Consider the following 17,897-nt stretch of genomic DNA (forward strand, 5'->3'; position numbering starts at 1 on the left):
GTATCCCGGACCGTGGCCCCTGCTCGCCGCCGGTGATGCCCCTGTCCGTCGAGGTGAGGAATCCCATGCGCTCTCGCCCGCCCCCGTGGCGCGCCCGGTACCAGAAGCGGTTCGCGTCCCCGCAGACCGTGGTGGTGCAGCCCACGACCTGGTGCAATCTGGACTGTCAGTACTGCTATCTACCCTTTCGCAAGCTCAAGCATCAGATGTCGCCGGAGGTGGCCGAGGCCCTAGCGGAGTCTGTGGCCCAGTTCGACGCCAGTGGCCATCCGGTCGGCATCGTCTGGCACGGCGGGGAGCCGCTCGCCGTCGGCCAGCAGAAGTTCGCGACTTTGCTCGCACCGTTCGAGGCCCTGCGACGCGCGGGCCGGGTCCGCCACTACGTGCAGACCAACGCGACGCTCCTCACCACAGCGTGGTGCGAGCTATTGGCCGCGTACGACGTCTGCCTAGGGGTGAGCATCGACGGGCCGGCCGTCTTGAATGCCGAGCGCGTCGACCTTCGAGGTAAGCCCGCCTTCGATCGGATTCTGCGCGGCATCACGCTACTGCGGGAGCACGGCATGCCGTTCTCCGTCATATCGGTGGTCGGCGCCGTGGGCATCTCGATGCCGGAGGAGCTGCTGGAGTTCCTGGCTTCCTTGGGAGGTCACTCGGTGGGCTTCAACATCGAGGAGATCGAAGGGGTCAACACCGACCGGCAGCCGCCCACCGCAGTCCAGGCCGAGGAGTTCTGGCGCCGCATCCTCACCTGGCGCAGCGAACACCCCGACGCCCCGGCGGTCCGGGAAGTCGAACGTCTCGCTGAGTACCTCCGTCTCATCCGGTACGGCCGGAGGGCCGAGTGGGAACGACGTCGCCTCGATCCGATTCCCACCGTCTCCTGGAAGGGCGACGTGGTCCTGCTCTCCCCGGAACTCGCTGACACGACGGCGCCCGAGCACGGCGACTTCGTGGCCGGCAACGTCCTCGAACAACCCCTGGTCGAGATCCTCCGCAGCGCACACCGGCTGCGCTATGTCCGCGACTTTCTCACTGGCCTCGACCGCTGTGAGGCCGAATGCGAGTTCTTCGACTTCTGCCGCGGCGCTCAGGCCGGCAACCGCTACTTCGAGAACGGCGACCTCGCGACCACCGAGACCAACTACTGCCAAGTCTCCCGGCAGGCTCTGGTCACGGCTCTGTCGACCCTCGCAACCAAGGAGGCAGCAGCATGACGCTTCTGGCCCGACTCGCCACGTCCGACACACCCGTCGTGATGGAGTTGATTGCCACGCACGACGCCCCGACGCCGGTGATCGTTGAAGCAACGTGGGACAACAACCCCACGTGGGACAACTGGGCGAAGACCCCGGCCCCCTTCGACAACCGCCCGACCTGGGACAACTGGAGCAAGAAGTAGCCGTTCGGTGCTGTCGGCCCGTCGGGGCCGACAGCACCGGCTACCGAGTCACCTCGCTGAAAGGCCGTTGATGAACACCCGCACGATCCGCCGCACGAGCGTCACCCTTCCCTCCCTGAACGAGCCGGGCCTCTACCTGTCCAACGTCACCTCGTTGCAGGGCGGCCGAGGACGGTTGGCGGAATTCCACTACGCTGACGCCGATCTGCGCGACCTCGACCTCGCCGACACCCACCTCCTCGACGGGCGGATCACCGGCCTGAAGGCTCAGCGCACCCGGTGGGAGAAGCTGCGCATCGACTCCGTGGAGTTCACCGGCTGCGACCTGGCCTCCCTGCAGTGGACCGACAGCAAGGTCTCCCGGACCGTCTTCCGTGACTGCAAGCTCATGGGCGCCACGCTCGAAGACGTCACACTCGACAACGCAGTCTTCGAAAGCTGCAAGATCGACTACAGCACCTTCACCCGGCTCCGCGCAGCCGGCCCTGTGATCTTCTCCAAGTGCACCCTGCGCGAGACCACCTTCACCACCGCCGACCTGGGCACCGCCCTGATCGACGACTGTGACCTGCGCCTGACCGAGTTCGACGGCGGAAAGTACCGCGGCCTCGACCTTCGGGGCAACGACCTCTCCCAACTCCGCGGCCTGGCTTTCCTCAAGCAGATCGTCATCGACCAGTCCCAGAAGCTCCAGTTGGCCGAAGCCCTCACGGCGGAGTTGAACATCACCTTCGGTGAAGGCCTCGACGACAAGTAGCCCCGCACCCGCCCTGGAGAGGCGCAATCAATGTGCCCACAGTTCCTCTTCGGCACCTTCAACGACATTCGCGACCGGTGCGACATCGCACCCGTCCGACAAATCGCCAGCGAGCCTGGATACGACGACGGGGCCATCGTCCCCGACGAGAACTGGAAACCGATCAGCGCCGCCGACGTCGAGCAACATCGTGCCGATGCCTCGGTGCCGGATGGTGTCCGCATCGAGCTAGTACACCGATCACTGCCGAACCTCGATCCGAACGACCTCGCAGGCCGCCTCGAAACCGCCGCCCGTCTCGATCCCCTCAGTGGTCGGTGGCCCACCGAACTCCTGGGCTGCACGACCAGTCCTGGTAACCGGGCCACCACCACCGAAGATCCCAACACCGGTCGTCGGATCGGCCTACACGTCGACAACTTCGACCGGCTGCCGTACGCCCGGCGCCACCGGGGCCGCAGACGACTCTGCCTCAATCTCGGTCCCGGCCCGAGGTACTTCCTCATAGGCGACCACGACATCCAGCAGATCTTCCGCACGCTCTACGCCGCCCCGGCCCGGCACCACCCGCACACCGAGGACATCCGCCGGTACGTTGCCGCCGGACACAGTCTGCGCTGCCTACGCATCCGCCTCGATCCGGGCGACGGCTACATCGCCCCGACCGAGCTCCTCGCTCACGACGGCTCGACCGCCGGAGTCGACCAGCCTTCGGTCGCCGCCTTCTGGCTCGGCCGACCATCGAACGCGTCGTGACCGATCAGCAACGAACCGGGCTCAAGGCTCACAAGGCCCGAGCGTGAAGCTGGGGGAGGGCGGAAAGGGGAATGTTCGCGCGCTTTCCGTGTTCAACGTATAGCGCAGTGGGGGGCTTGCGGCAAGGCCCCGGTCGTGCCGCAGAATCGCCGACCGAAGCCGTACTCCCCGGGACCGGGACGGGTCCGGGGGCGCCCGGGTCCTTGGGTCGGGGAGCGAACGCTTAGGCTCGTTGCTGCGCGCGCCGTGGTCGCCAGCATCCCCCTGATCGGGCCCCCCGATCCGACACCGCAGATCGAAACCGAGGCCATGAACCCCCTGACCACCAGCGCATTCGACCTTCCCGACCGCCTCTCCCCCAAGGCGGACCCGGCACTGATCGACGGCGACGAACGGCACTTCACGGCCATTGCGGAGAGCCTGGAACAGTCGATCGCCGAGGTGTCCGAGCTGCTCGACCGGGAGCGCAGGGCGCCCGGCGGGGTCGGGCGGGACGCGATGGACCGGGACGCGGAGGTGCACCGGCTGACCGGGCGCCTGCACGGGCTGCGCCGCTTCGGCCTGGACCTGTGCCTGGGGCACTTCGTGTCCGCGGACAGCCCGGAGCCGGTGTACGTCGGGCGGCTCGGTCTCACCGACAGCTCGGGGCACCGGCTGCTGCTGGACTGGCGCTCGCCCGCGGCCGAGCCGTTCTTCGCGGCGACCCACGCCCGTCCGATGGGCCTGGTGAGCCGCCGCCGCTACCGGTGGACCCGGGGGCGGATCGGTGACTACTGGGACGAGGTGTTCACCGCGGACGGGCTGGAGGGGCACGCGGCGCTGGACGACCAGTCCGCGTTCATCGCCAGCCTGGGCAGCAACCGGTCGGAGCGGATGCGGGACGTGCTCGGCACCATCCAGGCCGATCAGGACGCCGTCATCCGGGCGGGGTCCCGCGGTGCGCTGGTCGTGGACGGGGGTCCGGGTACGGGGAAGACCGTGGTGGCCCTGCACCGGTCGGCCTATCTGCTCTACTCCGACCCCCGGCTCGGGCACCGTCGGGGCGGGGTGCTGTTCGTCGGCCCGCACCAGCCGTACCTGGCGTACGTCGCGGACGTCCTGCCGAGCCTCGGCGAGGAGGGCGTGCAGACCTGCACCCTGCGGGACCTGGTCGCGGAGGGGGCGGCGGCGACGGTCGAGAAGGACCCGGAGGTGGCCCGGCTGAAGTCGTCCGTGGAGCTGGTGCGGGCGATCGAGCCGGCCGTGAGGCTCTACGAGGAGCCGCCCGCCAAGGGCATGACGGTCACCAGTCACTGGTCCGAGACCTGGCTGAGCGCCGAGGACTGGGCGGCGGCGTTCGAGGCGGTGGAGCCGGGCACCCCGCACAACGAGGCGCGCGCGCAGATCCGGGAGGAGCTGCTGACGATCCTGATCGACAAGGACACCAGCGAGGCCACCCCCGAGCTGCTGCGCAGGTCACTGCTCCAGAACCGGGAGCTGCTCGGGGCGCTGAACCGGGCGTGGCCGATGATCGAGGCGAGTGACCTGGTCGGGGACCTGTGGACGGTGCCCGCCTACCTGCGCAAGTGCGCCCCGCACCTGAGCGTCGCCGAGGTGCGCCGGCTCCAGCGGGCGGACGCCCAGGCGTGGACGGTGTCCGACCTGCCGTTGCTGGACGCGGCCCGGCAGCGGCTGGGCGATCCGCGGGCGTCGGTGCGCAAGCTGCGGCGGGACGCCTCGGTGGCCGCCCAGCGGGCCCGTAGGTCCGCGGTGATCGACAGCCTGCTGGCGGCCGACGACGACGCGGAGGGGGCGGTGACCATGCTGCACGGGAGGGACCTCCAGGACAGCCTGATCGACGAGAGCGGGCTGCCCGTCGCCGATCCGGAACCCCTGGTCGGCCCGTTCGCGCACGTCGTCGTGGACGAGGCCCAGGAGCTGACCGACGCCGAGTGGCAGATGCTGTTGCTGCGCTGTCCGTCGCGGAGCTTCACCGTGGTCGGGGACCGCGCCCAGGCCCGGCAGGGGTTCGAGGAGTCGTGGGAGCAGCGGTTGGAGCGGATCGGGCTGGACCGGGTGACGGTGGCGTCGCTGAGCATCAACTACCGGACGCCGGAGGAGGTCATGGCCGAGGCGGAGCAGGTCATCCGGTCGGTGCTGCCGGACGCCAACGTGCCGACGTCCGTGCGCAGCAACGGCGTGCCCGTGGTCCACGGGTCGGTCGAGGACCTGGATGCGGTGCTGGACGCCTGGCTCGCGGAGCATCCGGACGGGGCCGGGGTGGCGTGTGTGATCGGTGACCCCTCGTTCCGGCCGCGGCCCCGGGTGCGGTCGCTGACTCCGGGGACGTCGAAGGGGCTGGAGTTCGACCTCGTCGTCCTCGTGGATCCGGAGGCGTTCGGCGAGGGCGTCGAGGGGGCCGTGGACCGCTACGTCGCGATGACCCGGGCGACGCAGCGGCTCGTCGTCCTCAGGAGTTCCTGAGCCCTCAGGAACTCCCGAGCCTGCCGCGCGGGCTCCTGAACCGGCCGCTCGGGCTCTCCACCCGGCCGCGCGGGCTCCTCAGCCGGAGTCCCGGGCCGCGGTCTCGATCAGGTCGGTCACCTCGACGGGGCGGGACGCCAGGGAGGCGTGGCTGGCGTCCAGCTCGATGATGCCGCGCGGGGACATGCGCTGGGCCATCTTCTTCTCGTTCTCCGGGTTGATCATCCGGTCCTGGGTGGAGATCTGGTACCAGGTGGGCTTGCGGCGCCAGGCGGGGTCGGTGATCGTGTCGCCGAAGGTGCTGCCCAGCGGTGCCTTCTGGGTGACGGCGAGGACGAACGCCTCGTCCTCGTCGAGGTCCTGGCAGAAGCTCTCGCGGTACTTCTCGGGCTTCACCCAGAGGTAGCCGTCGGAGTCGGGGGCGATGTTCTCGAACGCGGCGGGCGGCAGGTCCTGGCTGATCTGCCCGGGGCTCTCGCCCGCGTCGGGGGCGAAGGCGGCGATGTAGACGAGGCCGGTGACGTTCGGCAGGTCGCCCGCCTCCGTGATCACGGCGCCGCCGTACGAGTGGCCGACCAGCAGGACCGGGCCGTCGATCTGCTTGACCATCTTGCGGGTGCGTTCGGCGTCCTCGGCCAGGGAGGTCAGCGGGTTCTCGACGGCGTGCAGCCCGGTGTGGCCGCGGCGCTTCAGTTCGAGGATGACCTTGCCCCAGTGGGCGGCGCCACCCCAGAATCCGTGGACGAGGACGATCGAGGGCGTGTCAGCCATGACTGCGGGCCTTTCGGTGCGGTTCGCCAGGGCCCCCCGGTCGACCGTAGGACCGCCGGAGCGCCTCCGCCACCGGAGCGGGTGCCGCTACTCGCCCTTTACCCGGGCGGTCAGCCCGGGGTGGGTGCCCAGCGGGGGGCGGCGCAGCAGGCTGCGGATCGGGTGCCACAGTTCGGCCGAGTCGTCGGGGGCGGTGCGCCACACCAGCCCGTCGGGGTGGTGGAGGACCGCGGTGATCTCGTCGGGGGTCGGCGGTTCGACGTTGCCCCGCAGGTAGACGGAGCGCAGGCCGAGGTTGCGGAGCCGGGTGAGGGCGCGGGCCCGGTTGCCGGCGACGATCAGGACGCGGACCCGGTCCGCGGTGTCGGACAGGGCGTTCTCCGCGGTCGGGCTCGGCAGGTTCAGGGCCACGACCACGTCCCCGTTCGGAAGTCTGCAGAAGCCTCCCGCACTCATATCGTCACACCCCCGTGAGACATCGTGTCAATAAGGACCGTACAGACGCACCTAAGCACGGTCGGCCGCCACCCCGCTAGAGGGTGGCGGCCGATCATGGCTTGACCTGCGAAGACGCCTTCTACCTGGTAGATCGTCCCACCTGGACGGTGATCGTCGAGCCGTCCCGGGGCTGCTTGATGATCTTGATCCGGGTGTTGGTGTCAGTGACCTTGACGCTGGCGGTCGGGTTCGCCGCGTCCCAGTAGCTGCCCTTGCGGTCGTCGAAGACCGGGACCCCGCGGTGCGCCGCGATCTCGGCCGGGACGTCCGCGTTGTGCAGCGTGAACGCCGCCGAGCCGCGGGTGCTGAAGGTCGAGTCGAAGGACTGGATGCGGTTGCGCATCAGATTGCCGTTCGCCCACTTCAGCGGGGTCGGGCTGGCGTCCACCGGGAGGATCAGCCCCCGGCCGTGGTGCTGGCTGGTGTTGTTGTCTTTCTGGGAGGTGTCCCAGAGCCAGACCAACAGGCCCTTCTGGTACTTGTAGTGCTCCACCCAGTCCGGACGGGTGGTGGAGAAGCCGAAGTTGTACGGGCCGACCTCCAGGGTCTGGTCGTACGACACGTACTGGCGGTTCTCGGCGATGTAGTACTGCTCGTACTGGTTGGTGAAGGACTCGCCGATCCGCGAGAAGCCCTTGGTGGTCCAACCGCCCGCGTCCGTCTCCGCGTTGTCGGTGAAGACGGGCGTGCCGTCACCGGTGACCGTGAGCGCGTCACCGGTGAAGCCGAGGCCGCCGGTGCCGCCGTCGGTGGCGTACCGCAGGCGCAGGTCGATGCGCTGGCCGGCGTACGCGTCCAGGGAGTAGGCGAGCTTCTTGTGGCCGCCGGAGACGCCGCTCAGCGCGGGGCGGTCGGCGCCGTCGCGGGCGAGCGGGCCGCCGTCGGCGGTGCCGTCGAGCGCGGTCCAGTTGGCGCCGCCGTCCGTGGAGACCTCGGCGTAGAGGTAGTCGTAGTTCTCCTCGATGTCCCACCAGCCCTGGAGGGACAGCTCGGCCTTGGTGCGGCCGGTGAGGTCCACCGAGCGGGTCAGGGTGTTCTGGAGGTCGTCGCCCTGGCCGCTCCACCACTGCCGGGTGCCCTCGGCGGGCTTGGTGACGGTGGTGGTGACCGGCTTGGTCGGCAGCTGCACGATCAGCGCCTGCGGGTTCTTGGTGTTGTACGCCGAGACGCCGAGGCGGTGCGTGGACTTGGTGGCCGCGCGGGCGAGGTCGTAGTCCAGCCAGCCGAGCTGGAGCTTGTCCCAGGCGGTCATGTCGCCGGGCAGGTCACCGATGGCGTCCTTGCCCCGGCCGAGCCAGGAACCGCTGGACATCAACGACCAGAAGCCGGTGGAGTTCTCGCCGCCGCCGGAGGTGTCGTAGAGGTCCGGCAGACCGAGGTCGTGGCCGTACTCGTGGGCGAAGACGCCGAGTCCGCCGTTCTCCGGCTGCACGGTGTAGTCGCCGACCCAGATGCCGGTCTCGCCGATCTGGGTGCCGCCGGCGCGGTTGTCGCCGGGGCCGGTGCGCCCGGCGTCACTGCCGTACGCGTACCAGCGGTGCGCCCACAGGGCGTTGGGGCCCTCGGTGCCGCCGCCCGCGGACTCGTCCTCGCCCGCGTGCACCAGCTGGAAGTGGTCGATGTACCCGTCGGGCTCGTTGAAGTTGCCGTCCTGGTCGAAGTCGTACCGGTCCCAGAGGTCGTAGGCGGAGAGGTCCTGCTTGATCTGGGCGTCGGTGCGGCCGGCGGCCTTCTGGTCGCGGACCCAGGCGTTGACGCCGTCGCGGACCGCGTCCCAGACGTTGACGCAGTTGGAGGAGCCGCAGTAGTTGGAGCCGTAGCGGGCCTCGTTGTAGTCGACCTTGACCCAGTCGGAGACGTGACCCTCCACCGAGTAGCGGCCCGAGGACGCCTTCTCGTAGTAGGTCTTCAGGGACTCCTTCTTGCGGCCCTGCTCGTCGACGCCGGTGCCGAAGTAGAGGTCCTGGAAGTGGGCCCGGTTGTAGTCCGCCTGCCAGGCCGTCGAGTTGTCCTTCGCCCGGTCCGGCCGGGGGATCTTGTTGTGCGCGGGGCCGGGCGTGCCGCCGTACTTCAGTACGGGGGGCTTGGGGCCGTTCGGGCCGTCCGGGTCGTGCTGGGTGGTGCTGTCGACCTTGTCGCCGAACTCCAGCAGGATCGTGAAGATCTTGTCGGTCTTCTCCCGGCCCAGCTCCACGTACTTCTTGTCGTCGAGCTTGACGACCTTCGAGCCGCCGCGCTGCTGCACGGTCGCGTCGCCCGCGAGGACCTGCTCCAGCGCGGTCTCGCGCTGTTCGGCCCGGGCCTCGCTGAAGGGGCCCTCGAGGTCGTGGTCGACGTGGCCCTTCGCCGGGGCCGGGTCGTGCCGGTCGGCGGCCGGAGCGGGGGCCCCGGCGTCCGGAGCGGCCAGGGCCGGGCCGGAGTAGGCGGCGGTGGCCGCGGCGAACGCCACGGTCACCGCGGCGACCCTGAACGTCCTGCTTCTTCTGCTCACGTGACGGTGTCCTCCCCTGCGCCCCGCGTACCACGGCCGTTTGGGGGGTTCCCGGAGCGGGGAGGGCCGCGCGCGGTGTGCGCGTCACAAGTGCGGTCATTCGATCGGAGTTACAGAAGAAAAGACAGACCTTGACTTGAACACCTCAACGCACTATGCAGGGCGGGGGCTCCGCTATCCGGACGCGCCGTGCGCCGTCCGTTGACCACCGTCCGAGCCCAACCGGCGCGCCGAAACGTCCACTTCGTGGAATCGGTGACCCTGTGCGCCCCCCGTGCATCGGCACCGTGCGCCACGTCACGCTTACCGTTCGGGTCCGAGGGGCATGGAGGCGGTGAAGTCGCCCCGAGACGTTCCCTCGTACCCTGTACCTCGTCCCGGGGGGCCTCGCCGTTCCCTACCGACCCCCGTACCCGATAGTCCCGAGGACTGATACGCCATGCCTCGTCCGACTGCCGCACAGATCGCCTACGGAACCGCCACCGTCGTCTGCTCGACGCTCGCCATGCTGCTGCTCTCCCGGACGAGTTCGGGCATCGCCGTCGCGGTCATCGCCATCGCCGCACTCGGACTCGGCCTCCTCGTGGCCGTCACCGTTCCCCTGCCGAAGTCCCGACCGCGGGGCACACCGGTCGCCGCCCGCGCCGCGACGCCCCGCATCCCCGGACAGCGCACCGCCTCGGCGCCCGCGGCCCGGGACGCGGTCGACACCGTGGCGGGGGTGCGGCGGCTCGGTTCCGCCCGTCGACCCGCGGGCCGGCCGGGACCCACCCGGCCTTGAGGCCCGGCGGGGCGCCCGGCTCAGACGGTGCTGACCTCGACCGTCTTGGCGGCCTTGTCGTGCAGGCCCTGCTTGAACGGCTTGTCGAAGAAGCTCCACCCACCGGCGATCGCCGTCCACACGCAGGCGCAGCAGAACGCGAACGGCAGCCACAGCACCGCCGCCCGGACCAACGAGGTCTGGACGGACGGCGTCGCCCCGTTGTCGAGGTTGGCGACCCGCATCTTGAACAGTCGCTTGCCGACGGTCTGCCCGGTGCGGGAGATCAGCACCGTGTCGTACCCGATGTAGAGGATCGCCGCGAGGACGGACTGTCCGAAGGACTTGCCGTACTCCACCTCGTCCGGGTCCACGGAGTACCCGGAGACGCCGAACGCCCAGGACAGCAGCCAGACCACCACCCCGACGATGATCATGTCGATGATCCGGGCGAGGACGCGTTTGCCGCTGTCGGCCAGCGGGGGCATCCCCGCCAGCGGGTCGGCGCCGCCGTGGGACCCACCGCCGGCACCGTACGGACCGCCGCCGGGCGGGGGCGGCGGGGCGCCGTACGGGGAGCCGCTGCCCGGGGGCGGCGGTGGAGGTTCACCGCCGGGAGGCGGGGCGCCCCAGGTCGGGCCGCCACCGGAGGGGGGTGGCGGCCCGCCCGGGGGGCCACCGTCTTCGGGCCAGCCGCCCGGGGGCTGCCCGGGCGACTGGCCACCCGGCGGCGGGCCTCCGGGGGGCGGGCCTCCGGGGGGCGGGTCGTAGGGCGAACCGCCCGGGGGGACACCGCCCTCGGACGGCGGCTGCTTGCTGAACGGGTCGTCTTCCGGCTGTCCGGGCCCGGGCCGCGGCGGTTCGCTGCTCATGGCCCGAGTGGATCGCGAACCCCCCTGGCCCGCATCCGGCACGCACCCGTCCGGGCGACCGCCCGGCCCGGCGGCGCACTCCGGCGCCCCGACGCCTACCGGGCGACGAACGTACGGGCCGCCTTGTCGTGCCAGCCCTGCCGCCACGGCCGGTCGAACACCGCCCACAGCACGCCCAGGGCGCCGACCGCGAGCAGCCCGGGCACGGTGAGCACCAGGAACCGCCGCAACGCGGCCCCGAAGGACGGGGCCTCGTGCGCCCCGATGTCCTGGACCCGCAGCCCGAACAGTCGTTTGCCCGCGGTACGGCCCCACTTGGCGGTGGGCAGCACCTCGTACACGATCCCGGTGAGGAGCAGCACCGCGACGACGGCCCCGAGGTAGCCGGCGGTCGTCCCGTCCACCAACCAGACGGTGACCGTCCGGCCGGACAGCTTCGCCGCCTCGATCTTCTCGTCGACGTGGTCGGCGGCCCGGATGCCGAGCGGCACCGCGGCGGCGCCGGTCACCGCGACGAGGACCGCGGTGTCCACCAGCCGTGCCAGCAACCGTCGGCCCAGGCCCGCCGGCCGGGCCGCCGCCTGGGCCTGGGCCACGGCCAGGAACGGATCGCTGACCGGGGGCTTGAACGGGATCACGGGCCCCTCGCCGCGTCCGTCGTCCGCAGGGGTGGGCGCGGCGGGCGCGGCGGGTGCCGACTGGGCGAGGCGGTGGACCTGCTGGGCCCACGAGGGCTGCCCGGTTCCGGGCGCGGGGGCTACCTGGGCCGGGAGTTCGGGAGTGCCGTGCTGCACGGGAGCGGCCGGGGCCGGGGGGCCGGCAGCGGGAGCTGCGGGAGCCGGCAGCGCGGGAGCCGGGGGCGCAGGTGCCGGGAGCGCAGGTGCCGGGGCGGCGGGCTGCGGGGACGCGGGCGGCGCGGACGATTGGGCGGGGACGACGGGGGCGGGTGCCGGGGCCGCGGGGGTGGACTGCGGCGGGAGTCGGACGGGTCCCTGCTGGTGCGGCACCGGGCCCGGCGGGGCGGGCGCGGGGGACGTCGGGGTGCCGGGCGGGGCGTGGGTGCGCGGCGCCCGGTGGAACGTCATGGTGCCGTGGTCGCCCGGGACGCCCCGGGCGGCCTCGCCGCGGACCGGGGCGTCCGGTCCGGCGCCCTCCCGTCCCGCGGCGTCGGGGAAGTTCGGGGCGGCGGGCGCCGCCGGGGGCGCGGAGCCGGTGGCGGGCGCCGGGGGCGCGGCCGGGGCGGTGGAGGCGCGGGGGTCGGGCACCGACGGGGCGCCCCACGACACCTTGCGGTCCTGGTCGCCGCCGAAGCCCGACTGGAGGCCGGGGCTCGCGCCCCAGGAGGCGGCGGGCGCGGGGCGGTTGCCGTGCGGGGACGCCGGCGGCGCGAGCTCCGACCTGGGCGGCTCCTCCTCGTCGAAGAAGACGGGGCCGGTCTCCTCCACGGGCGGGGCGGCGGGGTTCGCCGGGGCGGCGGCCGGGCCCGGGGCGGCAGGGGCGGCGGGCGCGGTCGGCTCGGGGGTGTGCAGGAGGGCGCCGTCCGTGGGCGCGGGACGACTGGTGCCCGGTACCCACGAGGCACCGTTCCAGTACCGGACGTAGCCCGGAATGGAGGGGTCCGGATAGTAGCCCTCACGGGGCGTTTCGTCGCCGGGTGCCGGAGTTGGGGCGCTCATGTCCGTCGTCCCGTATCTGCTCGTTGGTGGGTGATGGGGGCTCCACATCTATCAGACCCGCGCCCCCGCCCGTGCGGGACCGGCGTGACACGCCCCTTCCGAGCAGGACGCACCACCCGGTGGCACGGTGGTGCGCCGGTGGAACCGGGCCCGGGTGACGGGCCATCGGGCGGGTACGCGCGACAGGACGCGACGGGTCGCCGGGAACCGCTGAAAAAACTTTCCGGAAGTCGCGTAATGCTCCCGGGCGGACGCGCTCTCCCTCGCGTGGACCTGTTCCGGGTCCGCGTACTCAGGGAGAGGAACGAAGAGATGCACACCGTGGTGGAACGCGAGTTGGAACTGAGGCTGGTCCTGTCGCCCGAGCGCAGCATTCCCGTCCCGGCCCGGCTGACCTACCGGTCGAACGACCCGTTCGCCGTGCACATCACCTTCCACATCGGTACGGAGCACCCGGTGAACTGGACGTTCGCCCGGGAGTTGCTGGTGGAGGGGGTGTTCCGGCCGTGCGGGCAGGGGGACGTACGGGTGTGGCCGACCAAGGTCGACGGGCGCAGCGTGGTCCTGGTGGCGCTGAGCTCCCCGGACGGGGACGCCCTGTTGGAGGCCCCCGCCGCCCCCGTGTCCGCATGGCTGGAGCGCACCCTGCGGGCCGTGCCGCCGGGCACGGAGACCGAACAGCTCCACATCGACGACGGTCTGGCGGCGCTGCTGGCGCCCACCCCGGACCGCGGGCAGGACGACCTGTGGCCGTGCGAGCCGCTGGCCGGCGACGAGGGTCACGACGGGGAGTGAACGCGGTGGAGGGCCGCCGCGCACCGCTGCGGTCAGAAGAGCTTGCCCGGGTTGAGGATGCCCAGCGGGTCGAAGGCGTGTTTGACGGCCCGCTGCGCCTCCATGCCCACCGGGCCCAGTTCACGGGCCAGCCACTCCTTCTTCAGGACGCCGACGCCGTGTTCGCCGGTGATGGTGCCGCCCAGTGCGAGCCCGAGGGCCATGATCTCGTCGAAGGAGGCGCGGGCCCGGCGCGTCTCCTCGGGGTCGGTGGCGTCGAAGCAGACGGTGGGGTGGGTGTTGCCGTCGCCCGCGTGGGCGCACACCCCGATCGTCAGCCCGTGCTTCTCGGCGATCCGCTCCACTCCGGTCAACAGGTCGCCGAGCCGGGTGCGCGGCACGCACACGTCGTCGATCATCGTGCTGCCCTTGACCGCCTCCAGGGCGTTGAGCGCCATCCGACGGGCCTGGAGCAGCAGTTCGGACTCGGCCCGGTCCGCGGCGGGCACCACCTCGGTGGCGCCGGCCGCCGTGCACAGGGCGCCCACCGCGGCGAGGTCGGCGGCCGGGTCAGCGGTGTCGAAGGCCGTGAGCAGCAGGGCCTCCGTGGTGTCGGGCAGGCCCATGCGGGCGAGGGAGTTGACGGCGCGGACGGTGGTGCGGTCCATGAGTTCGAGGAGCGCGGGCGTGTGGCCGGCGGCCATGATCCGGCAGACCGCGTCGCAGGCGGCGGCCGCCGAGGGGAACTCCGCGGCCAGGACGAGGCGTTCCGGCGGCTTGGGCACCAGGGCGAGGACGGCGCGGACGACGATGCCGAGGCTGCCCTCGGAGCCGACGAACAGCCGGGTCAGGTCGTAGCCGGCGACGCCCTTGGCGGTGCGCCGTCCGGTGCGCAGCAGTCGGCCGTCGGCGAGGACCACGTCCAGACCGATCACGTACTCGGCGGTGACCCCGTACTTGACGCAGCACAGGCCGCCGGCCGCGGTGCCGATGTTGCCGCCGATCGTGCACGTCTCCCAGCTGGACGGATCGGGCGGGTAGGCGAGGCCCAGCTCGCCGGCGGCCCGGTTCAGCGCGGCGTTCACCACGCCCGGTTCGACCACGGCGATCCGGTCCACGGGGCTGATCTCCAGGATGCGGTCCATCTTCACCAGGGACAGCACCAGGCAGCCGTCCACGGCGTTGGCGCCCCCCGACAGTCCGGTGCGGGCGCCCTGCGGGACGACCGGGACGCGCAGTTCCGTCGCCGTGCGCATCACGTGCTGGACCTGCTCCACGGTGCGCGGCAGCACCACGGCGGCCGGGACGCCCGCCGCGCAGAAGCTCGCCATGTCACGGGCGTAGGAGGCGGTGACGTCCGGATCGGTGTGGACCGCCCCGGCCGGCAGACCGGTGAGGAGACGGTCGACCAGGGTGGTGCTCGTGCTGCTCATCCGCCCAGCGTCGCACCCGGGGCCATCGGTGTGAACCCGGGCGTGCTGCGCGTCACCTGCGCGGACGCCGTCACCGGGCCGGGTCACAGTGAGCGCCATGAAGGCCACGACGAGCGCGATCCGGGCCCTGGAGTCGCCCGCGGAGACGGTGCCGGGGACGGCGACGGACGAACAGCCGTCGCGGGCGGCGGTGCGGTGGCGGCGGGCCGGCCGGGTGCTGCGGGCGACGCTGGTGGCGGGGCTGGTCGCCGGGGGCGCGGCGGCGCTGGTGCTGTGGCCGCAGCCGCGCGCGACGGTGCCGCCCGCGCCGGGCCCCGGGGCGCGGGCCCTCAGCGCGGTGGAGAGCGGCGGCCCGGCGACGGCGGCGGACCTCGCGGTGCTGATCGCGGACCGGGAACGGCACCTGCGGGCGCACCCCGGGGACCACGCGTCCCGGGCGGTGCTGGGCGCGGCCTACGCGGAGCGGGGCCGGCGCACCGGCGACTCCGCGGACTTCCCCCGGGCCGAGCGGGCCCTGCGCGCTGCGCTGGCGACCCGGCCCGGGGGCGATGCGGGGGCGCTGACCGGGCTGGCGGCGCTGGCGGTCGCCCGCGGTGACCTGCCGGCGGCCCGGACCTGGGGCGAACGGGCGGTACGGCTCGCGCCGAAGCGGTGGGCCTCGTACCCGCCGCTGATCGAGGCGTGCCGGGGGCTCGGTGACGACGCGGCGGCCGGGGAGGCGCTGGAGACCCTGCGGGGGCTACGGGTGCCCGAAGCCGCGGTGCGCACGGTGACCGGGCGGCTGTACCGGGAGCGGGGGTGGCGCGAGGACGCGGTGGCGAACCTGACGGACGCGGTGACCGCGGCCCGCACCCCGGCCGAGGAGGCGTGGGCGCGACAGTTGTTGGGGGAGGTCGCCTGGGACCGGGGCGAGGCGGAACCGGCACTGCGGCACTTCGACGCGGCGCTACGGGTCGACCCCGGCCGGTACGAGGCGCTCGCGGGGCGGGGGCGTGCGCTGGCGGCGCTGGGGCGCGGGGGCGAGGCGGTGCGGGCGTTGCGGGAGGCGTCCGCGCGGCGGCCCGTGCCGGAGTACGCGGTGGAGCTGGGCGAGTTGCACGAGGCGTTGGGGGCCGAGGACGCCGCCCGGGAGCAGTACCGGGTGGCCCGGGAGCGGGTGCGGGTCCGTACGGCGCACGGGGCGCGGGACCTGGTGCTGCTCGGGCGGTTGGAGGCGGACCACGGGGACGGGGCGGCGGTCGCGGCGGTGGTCGCGGAGCTGGAGGCGGAGGTGCGGCGGGGGGCGCGGCCGGCGGTGTTGGACGCGCTGGGGTGGGCGTTGTTCCGGTCCGGGGAGGCCGAGCGGGGGCTCGTACGGGTGCGCGAGGCGCAGGAGAAGGGGCCCCGGGTGCCGGTGGTGTCCTATCACCGGGGGGTGATCGAGCGGGAGTTGGGGCGCGGGGGTGCGGCTCGGCGGCACTTCGGGGACGCGGTGCGGTTGCATCCCTCGTTCTCTCCGCTTCTTGCGCCTCGGGCTCGTGCTGCGCTGGGTGCGCTCGGGGAGCTGGGTTCGGGTGGGCCCGTTGAGGTGGACGGCCCGGCCCAACCCCTGACGTCGCCGTCGGCTTCTCCGTCCCCCTGAGCCTGTGCGGTCCCGTGCGGGTGCGCGGTGCTTTTCGCGCAGTTCCCCGCGCCCCTTGATCCGGGTGCGTTCAGCTGGGGGTTCGCTGTCCTGGGCGGGTGCGCTGTGCGCTTCGCGCAGTTCCCCGCGCCCCCTATCGGGTGCGATCAGCTGCGCGTGCGCTGTCCTGGGCGGTGCGCTGTCGTTTCGCGCAGTTCCCCGCGCCCCTATCGGGGTCCGATCAGCTGAGGGTTCGCTGTCCCGTGCGGTGCGCCCCTGTCGGGGGCCGCAGGAGACGACGCGCCGTCGCCAGAGGCCCCGATCAGGGGCGCGGGGAACTGCGCAGAGCCGCCGCGTACGGCACAGGACAGCGAACCCGGGGCCGGACGTACCTGGATCAGGGGCGCGGGGAACTGCGCGAATGCCACCGCGCACCCGCACGGGGACAGCGGACGGGGACGGGGTTCACGGGGGAACCGTTACAGGTTGCCGCGGGCTTCCTGTTCGCGTTCGATCGCCTCGAACAGCGCCTTGAAGTTGCCCTTGCCGAAGCCCATGGACCCGTGCCGCTCGATGATCTCGAAGAACACCGTCGGCCGGTCCTGCACCGGCTTGGTGAAGATCTGGAGCAGGTACCCGTCCTCGTCCCGGTCCGCAAGGATCTTCAGCTCGCGCAGCGTCTCGACGGGGACCCGGGTGTCACCGACCCACTCCCCCAACGTGTCGTAGTACGAGTCGGGGGTGTCGAGGAACTGGACGCCCGCGGCCCGCATCGTCCGCACCGTCTCGACGATGTCGTTGGAGGCGAGGGCGATGTGCTGGACGCCGGCGCCCCCGTAGAACTCCAGGTACTCGTCGATCTGCGACTTCTTCTTCGCGATGGCGGGCTCGTTGATGGGGAACTTGACCTTGAGCGTGCCGTCGGCGACGACCTTGGACATGAGGGCGGAGTACTCGGTGGCGATGTCGTCGCCGACGAACTCCTTCATGTTGGTGAAGCCCATGACCTCGTTGTAGAAGGCGACCCACTCGTTCATCCGGCCGAGTTCCACGTTGCCGACGCAGTGGTCGATGGCCTGGAAGGTCCGCTTCGCGGGGGGCGCCACGATCGGCTCGGCGGCGACGAAGCCGGGCAGGTAGGGGCCCTCGTAGCCGCGCCGTTCGACCAGGGTGTGCCGGGTGCGGCCGTACGTGGCGACGGCGGCGAGGACGACGGTGCCGTTCCCGTCCCGGACCTCGTACGGCTCGGTGATGCTGCGGGCACCGTGCCGCACCGCGTACGCATGGGCGGCGCGGGCGTCGGGCACCTCGATCGCGAGGTCCACGACCCCGTCACCGTGTTCGGCGACGTGGTCGGCGAGGAAACGGCCCCACTCGGTGGCGGGTTTGATCACGGAGGTGAACACGAAGCGCGCGGAGCCGTTCTCCAGGACGTAGGAGGCGGTCTCGCGGCTGCCGTTCTCGGGGCCGGAGTAGGCCACGAGCTTCATGCCGAACGCGGTCGAGTAGTAGTGGGCGGCCTGTTTGGCGTTGCCCACGGCGAAGACGACCGCGTCCATGCCCTTCACCGGGAAGGGGTCGGCCTCGCGCGCGGTGGTGGGGGCGGGATTCAGGTGCGCAGAAGTAGCTGCCATAGCCGCAGGC

Annotated in this window: 15 protein-coding genes; 8 read left to right on the forward strand and 7 right to left on the reverse strand. The window is 72.3% G+C overall.

The window, feature by feature from the left end:
* Positions 1-65 precede the first annotated feature (65 nt).
* From amcB to helR, 5 genes are all read left to right on the forward strand, one after another.
* Positions 66-1,217: a cyclophane-forming radical SAM peptide maturase AmcB gene (gene amcB / locus ACFYOU_RS08130; protein ID WP_391304147.1), complete on the forward strand. Its 1,152-nt coding sequence runs from the start codon at positions 66-68 to the stop codon at positions 1,215-1,217.
* Complete coding sequence (gene amcA / locus ACFYOU_RS08135; protein ID WP_389762346.1) at positions 1,214-1,402, forward strand: multiple cyclophane-containing RiPP AmcA; 189 nt, start codon at positions 1,214-1,216, stop codon at positions 1,400-1,402. The genes amcB and amcA overlap by 4 nt, the downstream gene beginning before the upstream one ends.
* Before the next feature lie 70 nt (positions 1,403-1,472).
* On the forward strand, positions 1,473-2,159 hold the full coding sequence (locus tag ACFYOU_RS08140) for a pentapeptide repeat-containing protein (RefSeq protein ID WP_391304148.1): 687 nt from the start codon (positions 1,473-1,475) through the stop codon (positions 2,157-2,159).
* A gap of 30 nt (positions 2,160-2,189) precedes the next feature.
* The gene (locus ACFYOU_RS08145) at positions 2,190-2,915 is read left to right on the forward strand and encodes a hypothetical protein (protein WP_391304149.1); all 726 of its coding nucleotides are present in this window, start codon (positions 2,190-2,192) and stop codon (positions 2,913-2,915) included.
* Positions 2,916-3,224: 309 nt separating this feature from the next.
* Positions 3,225-5,378, forward strand: coding sequence for an RNA polymerase recycling motor ATPase HelR (gene helR, locus ACFYOU_RS08150; protein ID WP_391304150.1), 2,154 nt, complete (start codon positions 3,225-3,227; stop codon positions 5,376-5,378).
* Positions 5,379-5,456: 78 nt separating this feature from the next.
* Here the strand turns inward: helR and ACFYOU_RS08155 are convergent, their stop codons facing one another.
* The 3 genes from ACFYOU_RS08155 to ACFYOU_RS08165 all read right to left on the reverse strand — a co-directional run bounded on the left by ACFYOU_RS08155 (position 5,457) and on the right by ACFYOU_RS08165 (position 9,054).
* Positions 5,457-6,149, reverse strand: a complete 693-nt coding sequence (locus ACFYOU_RS08155) for an alpha/beta hydrolase (RefSeq protein ID WP_385486930.1) — start codon at positions 6,147-6,149, stop codon at positions 5,457-5,459.
* An 87-nt stretch (positions 6,150-6,236) separates the two neighbouring features.
* Positions 6,237-6,605 (reverse strand): hypothetical protein, encoded by a 369-nt coding sequence (locus tag ACFYOU_RS08160; protein ID WP_389762339.1) that lies wholly within the window; start codon positions 6,603-6,605, stop codon positions 6,237-6,239.
* A 121-nt stretch (positions 6,606-6,726) separates the two neighbouring features.
* On the reverse strand, positions 6,727-9,054 hold the full coding sequence (locus ACFYOU_RS08165) for an immune inhibitor A domain-containing protein (protein ID WP_391304229.1): 2,328 nt from the start codon (positions 9,052-9,054) through the stop codon (positions 6,727-6,729).
* A gap of 523 nt (positions 9,055-9,577) precedes the next feature.
* Here ACFYOU_RS08165 and ACFYOU_RS08170 point away from each other — a divergent pair.
* Positions 9,578-9,919, forward strand: coding sequence for a hypothetical protein (locus tag ACFYOU_RS08170; protein ID WP_389762337.1), 342 nt, complete (start codon positions 9,578-9,580; stop codon positions 9,917-9,919).
* 20 nt (positions 9,920-9,939) lie between these two features.
* Here ACFYOU_RS08170 and ACFYOU_RS08175 read toward each other — a convergent pair whose 3' ends face one another.
* Entirely contained in the window at positions 9,940-10,770 is an 831-nt protein-coding gene (locus tag ACFYOU_RS08175; protein ID WP_391304151.1) for an RDD family protein, read from the reverse strand.
* Positions 10,771-10,865: 95 nt separating this feature from the next.
* Positions 10,866-12,446 carry an RDD family protein gene (locus tag ACFYOU_RS08180; RefSeq protein ID WP_391304152.1) on the reverse strand — a complete coding sequence of 527 codons (1,581 nt, stop codon included), beginning with the start codon at positions 12,444-12,446 and terminating at the stop codon, positions 10,866-10,868.
* A 312-nt stretch (positions 12,447-12,758) separates the two neighbouring features.
* On the opposite strand from ACFYOU_RS08180, the gene ACFYOU_RS08185 reads away from it, so the two are divergent.
* On the forward strand, positions 12,759-13,241 hold the full coding sequence (locus ACFYOU_RS08185; RefSeq protein WP_385486920.1) for an SsgA family sporulation/cell division regulator: 483 nt from the start codon (positions 12,759-12,761) through the stop codon (positions 13,239-13,241).
* Between the two features lie 32 nt (positions 13,242-13,273).
* Here the strand turns inward: ACFYOU_RS08185 and ACFYOU_RS08190 are convergent, their stop codons facing one another.
* The gene (locus tag ACFYOU_RS08190) at positions 13,274-14,653 is read right to left on the reverse strand and encodes an FAD-linked oxidase C-terminal domain-containing protein (protein WP_391304153.1); all 1,380 of its coding nucleotides are present in this window, start codon (positions 14,651-14,653) and stop codon (positions 13,274-13,276) included.
* Positions 14,654-14,750: 97 nt separating this feature from the next.
* On the opposite strand from ACFYOU_RS08190, the gene ACFYOU_RS08195 reads away from it, so the two are divergent.
* Positions 14,751-16,274 (forward strand): tetratricopeptide repeat protein, encoded by a 1,524-nt coding sequence (locus ACFYOU_RS08195; protein ID WP_391304154.1) that lies wholly within the window; start codon positions 14,751-14,753, stop codon positions 16,272-16,274.
* A gap of 458 nt (positions 16,275-16,732) precedes the next feature.
* Here ACFYOU_RS08195 and hppD read toward each other — a convergent pair whose 3' ends face one another.
* Positions 16,733-17,887, reverse strand: a complete 1,155-nt coding sequence (hppD, locus tag ACFYOU_RS08200) for a 4-hydroxyphenylpyruvate dioxygenase (protein ID WP_389762328.1) — start codon at positions 17,885-17,887, stop codon at positions 16,733-16,735.
* Positions 17,888-17,897: the final 10 nt, after the last annotated feature.

The sequence above is a fragment of the Streptomyces sp. NPDC005955 genome (assembly GCF_042871255.1).
Classification (GTDB): Bacteria; Actinomycetota; Actinomycetes; order Streptomycetales; family Streptomycetaceae; genus Streptomyces.

Bases quoted from the DNA above. Each gene is read 5' to 3' on its own strand.
- amcB (WP_391304147.1), top strand. From the start codon at position 66: ATGCGCTCTCGCCCGCCCCCGTGGCGCGCCCGGTACCAGAAGCGGTTC.
- amcA (WP_389762346.1), top strand. From the start codon at position 1,214: ATGACGCTTCTGGCCCGACTCGCCACGTCCGACACACCCGTCGTGATG.
- hppD (WP_389762328.1), bottom strand. From the start codon at position 17,887: ATGGCAGCTACTTCTGCGCACCTGAATCCCGCCCCCACCACCGCGCGC.
- ACFYOU_RS08145 (WP_391304149.1), top strand. From the start codon at position 2,190: ATGTGCCCACAGTTCCTCTTCGGCACCTTCAACGACATTCGCGACCGG.
- helR (WP_391304150.1), top strand. From the start codon at position 3,225: ATGAACCCCCTGACCACCAGCGCATTCGACCTTCCCGACCGCCTCTCC.
- ACFYOU_RS08185 (WP_385486920.1), top strand. From the start codon at position 12,759: ATGCACACCGTGGTGGAACGCGAGTTGGAACTGAGGCTGGTCCTGTCG.
- ACFYOU_RS08160 (WP_389762339.1), bottom strand. From the start codon at position 6,605: ATGAGTGCGGGAGGCTTCTGCAGACTTCCGAACGGGGACGTGGTCGTG.
- ACFYOU_RS08195 (WP_391304154.1), top strand. From the start codon at position 14,751: ATGAAGGCCACGACGAGCGCGATCCGGGCCCTGGAGTCGCCCGCGGAG.
- ACFYOU_RS08140 (WP_391304148.1), top strand. From the start codon at position 1,473: ATGAACACCCGCACGATCCGCCGCACGAGCGTCACCCTTCCCTCCCTG.
- ACFYOU_RS08170 (WP_389762337.1), top strand. From the start codon at position 9,578: ATGCCTCGTCCGACTGCCGCACAGATCGCCTACGGAACCGCCACCGTC.
- ACFYOU_RS08155 (WP_385486930.1), bottom strand. From the start codon at position 6,149: ATGGCTGACACGCCCTCGATCGTCCTCGTCCACGGATTCTGGGGTGGC.
- ACFYOU_RS08190 (WP_391304153.1), bottom strand. From the start codon at position 14,653: ATGAGCAGCACGAGCACCACCCTGGTCGACCGTCTCCTCACCGGTCTG.
- ACFYOU_RS08175 (WP_391304151.1), bottom strand. From the start codon at position 10,770: ATGAGCAGCGAACCGCCGCGGCCCGGGCCCGGACAGCCGGAAGACGAC.
- ACFYOU_RS08180 (WP_391304152.1), bottom strand. From the start codon at position 12,446: ATGAGCGCCCCAACTCCGGCACCCGGCGACGAAACGCCCCGTGAGGGC.